Origin of the sequence: Microcystis sp. LEGE 08355 (assembly GCF_015207185.1) — a bacterium.
Lineage (GTDB): Bacteria > Cyanobacteriota > Cyanobacteriia > Cyanobacteriales > Microcystaceae > Microcystis > Microcystis panniformis.
The window spans coordinates 1-5,697 of record NZ_JADEXI010000302.1; the positions used below are offsets into that span (position 1 = coordinate 1).

Sequence of the window (5,697 nt, forward strand, 5' to 3'; positions counted from 1 at the left end):
CCCCACACTCCTATACCTTTTAAACAGGATTTAGTCTGACCACCCGATCGAGTTTTTCTGAGTCTCCAGAAATTTTTTGTTAAAATTTGCAACATAACTTAACAATGTGTTACACTTCTTAACATAAGCATACAAAAGGAGCCTCCCCATGACTGCCCGCGGCTACACCACCGAAGAACAAGGAAGACTGAATAATTTTGCTGTTGAACCGAAAATGTACGTTGATAGTTCCAGCGGTCTCGGTTTTACCAAAAAAGCTGAAAAATTGAATGGCAGACTAGCTATGATTGGCTTTGTCTCTCTTTTAGCCATTGAAGTTTTAACTGGTAAAGGAATCATTGCTTGGATTACCAGTCTCTAAGAATTAACAATCCCGTCGCGCTGTTCGGGGAGTTCAGTCCCCGTCCTAGCGGGTTGGTTTAGACCGTGTAAATGCCCTCAAAAACAGCTTTAGCAGGACCTGTCATGTAAACCCGGTTATCGGTTTGGGACCAGTGAATCTGAAGACAACCACCGGGCAGTTCCACGGTACAACTGCGATCGCATTTGCCCGTTAACAGGGCCGCCACCACCACAGCACAAGCACCGGTACCGCAAGCGAGAGTAATTCCCGCTCCTCTTTCCCAGACACGCATCTTCATATAATCCGGCGCAATTACTTCCACGAACTCCACATTAGTCCGTTGGGGAAAAACTGGATGATGCTCAAATTTTGGCCCGATAGTTTCTAGGGGAATAGAGGCCAGATCATCGACAAAAGTGACGCAGTGGGGATTACCCATACTAACGCAAGTAACTAACCAATCTTTGCCCTCCACCTCTAGGGGAACCGCGAGGACTTTTTCTGCTCCATTGACCAAAGTGGTGGGGATTTCACTGCCTAGTAATTGCGGCGGTCCCATATCAACCGTTACCTGTTCATTGGCTTCTAAACGAGGAATAATCGTTCCTGCTAGAGTATGAATGCGATAAGTGCAGCCAATGGCGTTGTTAGCCTCTAAACGGGCGATAAATTGGGCTAGACAGCGAATACCGTTACCACACATTTCCGGTTCCGAACCATCAGAGTTGAAAATTCTCATGGTGTAGTCGGTTGCTGCTTGGCCGGGAAGCGCAAAAATCACGCCATCGGCACCGATACCAAAATGTCGATCGCACATAGCCACGGCCATTTCCGCTGTGATCAGGGGTTCGGGACTGTGACGGTTATCTATCAAAATAAAATCATTGCCCAGGCCTTGATATTTGGTGAAGGGGATTTTCATCGTCAATAAAAGCTACTCAACAGGAATAATAGAGGATGAACACCTCATCGATAAACTCATTATGTCTCAATTCGATCCTGGTCTGCCGAGTATCAAACAAGTACAGAGCTATATTCAAGAGAAACGGGAAGTAGAAATTAAGTTAAGTACCGATGATCTGCTCGTTGGTCGCATCCTTTGGCAAGATGTTAACTGTATATACCTGGTTGATCACTACGATAAACCCACTTTAATTTGGCAACAGTCTCTGGTTTACTTAAAACCTAAAGCCTAGGAGGAAATCGGAACCATCAAAAATTCATTATCTACATCTAGACTTTTATCCCAATATTCCTGTCTTAGTTTTTGCACTCTTTCTGCTGATTTTGCGGATGGGTGCAGAGTTTTTTGGCGGGTTATTCTCATTAGATATCGATAATAAGTAAGTAGTTATAATTAAATTGAAGATAGATTTTGCCTCTGATCCCCTCTGCCCCCCTTGATAAGGGGGGTGCCGATCCCCCCTTAATCCCCCCTTGATAAGGGGGGAACTGACAACTTTTAACACCTACCTACTTATTATATTCTACTTCATGTTTATTTTAAGGTTTTATACTGGAAAATAGCCATAAATAGACGATTATTATAGCTATTCAGGCTTATTTTCTCCTTCTTCTATCACAGGTATCGAGTTTTCTGCCGTCAAAATATTGGGAATATCACTTAAACTGGCAGTTTGATAAACCTGTTCATTTCTAGCAAATAAATTGCTCATATCTTGAGAATAATTAGAAGCGATCGATAATAAAGCTCCGGCAAAAATATAAAGAGGTAAAGGCAAAATAAACCCCTTGGCCCACTGATAAAACTCCACCAACAAAAATAACAAAACACAACCCACAACCCAGACTTTCATCGCACTTTTTCCCTATTTTTACGAGAAAAGGTGAGCAAAAAGCCCACCTTTTATTTAACTAATTCCAGTTAGAATTTATTCGATCACGGGAGCGATTAACTCACGTCTTTCACCGGAAATTACTTTCACCTTACCTTCCTCATCGATATCGACCATGGCCGTATCCCCATCAGAAACCCGTCCTGAGAGAATTTCCTCAGCCAGAACATCTTCCAATAGACGCATAATCGCACGACGTAAGGGACGAGCGCCGTAGGCCGGATTATAACCTTCCTCGATCAAGCGTTCTTTAAACTTATCAGTAACAGACAAAGTAATATTTTGTTCTGTCAGACGTTTAAACACATCCTTGAGCAGGATTTCGGCGATTTCCTTCACTTCTTCCTTATTCAGTTGACGGAAGACAATAATCTCATCGAGACGGTTGAGGAATTCCGGGCGGAAATATTGTTTTAATTCCTCATTAACCAGCGATCGAATGCGATTATACTGGGCTTCGGCTTGATTATCAGCAAACTCGAAACCTAAACCACCGCCACCCTTCTCAATCACTTTAGAACCGATGTTCGAGGTCATGATCAACAGGGTATTTTTAAAGTCCACCGTGCGACCTTTGGCATCGGTCAAACGTCCATCTTCAAGGATTTGCAGAAGCATATTGAAGACATCGGGGTGAGCTTTTTCGATTTCGTCGAATAGCACCACCGTGTAGGGACGACGACGCACCGCTTCCGTTAATTGTCCCCCTTCGTTGTAACCAACGTAACCCGGAGGTGAACCGATTAACTTAGAAACCGTGTGCCGTTCCATGTATTCCGACATATCGAGACGGATCATCGCATCTTCGGAACCGAAGAAATAAGCGGCCAGAGCCTTAGTTAACTCGGTTTTACCTACCCCCGTCGGACCAGAGAAGATAAAGGAAGCAATGGGACGGTTAGGATTTTTCAGACCGACGCGAGCGCGACGAATGGCACGAGACACCGCTTTTACTGCGTCCTCTTGACCGATGAGACGCTGATGTAGGGTATCTTCCATGTGCAGCAGTTTCTCGGATTCGGTTTCGGTCAGTTTATTGACGGGAACCCCAGTCCAAGAAGCAACGATGTGAGCGATTTCCTCTGCATCCACAAAGGGTTCGTCGTTGCCATCTTCGCCTTTTTTGGTAGATGCGAGATTCCGTATCTGGGTTTTGATTTCCATTTCCCGATCGCGCAATTCCCCAGCTTTCTCGAAGTCTTGACCGCGCACCGCGTCATCTTTTTGTTTGAGAATTTGCCGCAGTTCCTTATCTAATTCCTTGGCTGCTGGGGGCAATTGGGAATTAATCAAGCGCACTCTCGAACCAGCTTCATCGATTAAATCGATCGCCTTGTCCGGTAAGAAGCGATCGCTAATGTAGCGATCGGACAATTTCGCCGCCGCTTCTAGTGCTTCGTCTAAGATTTTTAGTTTGTGGTGCTGTTCGTAGCGTTCCCGGAGACCGTAGAGAATTTCGATCGTTTCTTCTACGGAGGGTTCACCGACCATAACCGGTTGAAAACGTCTTTCTAGAGCCGCATCCCGTTCGATATGTTTGCGATACTCATCCAAGGTCGTCGCCCCGATACATTGCAGTTCTCCCCGGGCCAAAGCCGGTTTGAGAATATTGGCCGCATCGATCGCTCCTTCGGCTGCCCCAGCACCGATGAGAGTATGAACTTCATCGATCACAAGGATGACGTTACCCGCTTGGCGAATTTCGTCCATGATTTTTTTGAGGCGTTCCTCAAATTCGCCGCGATATTTGGTTCCCGCCACTAACAAGCCGATATCGAGGGTGACAACCCGTTTTTCTTCGAGAATGTCGGGAATATCCTTGTTAGCGATGCGTTGGGCCAATCCTTCTGCGATCGCTGTTTTACCTACCCCCGGTTCCCCGATCAGGACTGGGTTATTTTTGGTACGACGACCGAGAATTTGGATGACGCGCTCGATTTCCTTTTGTCGGCCGACCACGGGATCGAGTTTACCCTCGCTGGCCATTTGGGTGAGATTGGAACCAAATTCGTCAAGAGTGGGGGTTTTAGTGCGACCTTGGGAAGATGAACCAGCGGCCACTTCGGCGGTTTCCCCTAACATTCTGATCACTTGGGTGCGAACTTTCGAGAGATCCACGCCGAGATTTTCCAGAACCCTAGCGGCCACACCTTCCCCTTCGCGAATTAGTCCTAAAAGGAGATGTTCTGTGCCAATATAGTTATGGCCCAGTTGACGGGCTTCTTCGAGGGAGAGTTCTAAAACTCGTTTGGCTCTGGGGGTGAAGGGAATTTCCACGGCTACGAATCCGGAACCGCGACCGATGATTTTCTCCACCTCCACGCGCGCATCTCTGAGATTGACACCCATGGACTTGAGGACTTTGGCGGCAACTCCCGTTCCCTCTCCAATTAGTCCTAGTAAAATCTGCTCTGTTCCCACGAAGTTATGGCCAAGGCGGCGGGCTTCTTCTTGGGCGAGCATGATTACTTTAATGGCTTTTTCCGTAAATCTTTCAAACATAGCCTATCCATCACCTACACAAGCGACCCTAGATATGCTGATTTTAGCACGGCTTTTTAGTTTAGCTGTCTCTCAGTGATCAGTTATTGGGGAGCGGCTATTAGTTATAGTGGTTGTAGCTCTGAAGATTTTTTCTGGGGTCAATGGCTCTTAGCTGACTTGCGGAGATGCCCGGAATCTCCCGGATTATGGTTTTAGCCCCCTGGAAACCTGCTGATAAGTTGTTCACCCTTGCATAATCCCCTAGAGTCGTGGTCATCCCCATCTCTCGATCGCTTGACTATTGATCGCCCATTTTCAGGTCAAAACTCGAAGTATAAGCAGATTAAATATTACTACCTATTGACAAATGACTATATATGTTGTATGACAGGGTGATATGCAGAAAGTTGATCCATATCGTTACTCTGGAGAGTGTTATGCAGAAAGTTGACCTATAATATATAGTTAGGTCGCTTAGTATTTGAGTCATCAATATGTATGCCTAAACTAACGCTTCAAGTCCGAACCCTTGACATCCTCGCCGCCGTAAACGGACGGCGATTCCCAAACCTCACGATTTGGGTTTCTGCTTCTTTCCCTTGCGGGGTTCCGCACCTGCCTTAACAGATTCACTCTGTTCTGGTCTTATGGTCGCTCTACAGACTGACACCGCAAGCCCTGCGGCCAAAATATTTTTACTAGCGTTAACATCTCGGTCATGGTGAGTCCCACAGTCTGGACAGTCCCATTCTCGAACATTTAACGGCATTTTTTCAGCAATATACCCGCAATTACTGCACCGTTTAGAGCTAGGAAACCATCTATCTATTTCGATGTAATTTCTTCCATACCAACGGCATTTATAGGCTAATTGTCGGGTGATTTCACCCCAGCTTACATCAGATATTGCCTGAGATAATTTCGGGTTTTTGACCAGATTCTTAACGGCTAAATTCTCAACCACAATCGTTTGGTTTTCCCGAACTAATTGAGTGGTTAGCTTATGTAAATGGT

General features: G+C 45.8%; 6 protein-coding genes. 2 read left to right on the forward strand and 4 right to left on the reverse strand.

The genetic code is table 11. From position 1 onward, the window contains the following. Positions 1–148: 148 nt before the first annotated feature. Positions 149–361, forward strand: coding sequence for a chlorophyll a/b-binding protein (locus tag IQ242_RS15275; RefSeq protein ID WP_002801686.1), 213 nt, complete (start codon positions 149–151; stop codon positions 359–361). A gap of 58 nt (positions 362–419) precedes the next feature. On the opposite strand, the gene dapF is transcribed toward IQ242_RS15275, so the two are convergent. Then, positions 420–1,265, reverse strand: a complete 846-nt coding sequence (gene dapF / locus IQ242_RS15280) for a diaminopimelate epimerase (RefSeq protein ID WP_193960542.1) — start codon at positions 1,263–1,265, stop codon at positions 420–422. Between the two features lie 61 nt (positions 1,266–1,326). Here dapF and IQ242_RS15285 point away from each other — a divergent pair, with 61 nt between their 5' ends. Continuing rightward, positions 1,327–1,539, forward strand: coding sequence for an RNA-binding protein hfq (locus tag IQ242_RS15285; RefSeq protein WP_193960543.1), 213 nt, complete (start codon positions 1,327–1,329; stop codon positions 1,537–1,539). A gap of 354 nt (positions 1,540–1,893) precedes the next feature. Here the strand turns inward: IQ242_RS15285 and IQ242_RS15290 are convergent, their stop codons facing one another. The 3 genes from IQ242_RS15290 to IQ242_RS15300 all read right to left on the reverse strand — a co-directional run. Further along, on the reverse strand, positions 1,894–2,160 hold the full coding sequence (locus IQ242_RS15290; RefSeq protein WP_193960544.1) for a hypothetical protein: 267 nt from the start codon (positions 2,158–2,160) through the stop codon (positions 1,894–1,896). Positions 2,161–2,235: 75 nt separating this feature from the next. Further along, the gene (locus tag IQ242_RS15295) at positions 2,236–4,701 is read right to left on the reverse strand and encodes an ATP-dependent Clp protease ATP-binding subunit (protein ID WP_193960545.1); all 2,466 of its coding nucleotides are present in this window, start codon (positions 4,699–4,701) and stop codon (positions 2,236–2,238) included. Positions 4,702–5,254: 553 nt separating this feature from the next. Beyond that, positions 5,255–5,697 (reverse strand): RNA-guided endonuclease TnpB family protein (locus tag IQ242_RS15300; protein ID WP_193960546.1); only part of this gene is annotated, 443 nt, incomplete at its 5' end.

What these genes read in the sequence shown, in the direction of transcription:
- IQ242_RS15290 (WP_193960544.1), bottom strand. Translation starts at nt 2,160, where the DNA reads ATGAAAGTCTGGGTTGTGGGTTGTGTTTTGTTATTTTTGTTGGTGGAG.
- IQ242_RS15275 (WP_002801686.1), top strand. Translation starts at nt 149, where the DNA reads ATGACTGCCCGCGGCTACACCACCGAAGAACAAGGAAGACTGAATAAT.
- IQ242_RS15285 (WP_193960543.1), top strand. Translation starts at nt 1,327, where the DNA reads ATGTCTCAATTCGATCCTGGTCTGCCGAGTATCAAACAAGTACAGAGC.
- dapF (WP_193960542.1), bottom strand. Translation starts at nt 1,265, where the DNA reads ATGAAAATCCCCTTCACCAAATATCAAGGCCTGGGCAATGATTTTATT.
- IQ242_RS15295 (WP_193960545.1), bottom strand. Translation starts at nt 4,701, where the DNA reads ATGTTTGAAAGATTTACGGAAAAAGCCATTAAAGTAATCATGCTCGCC.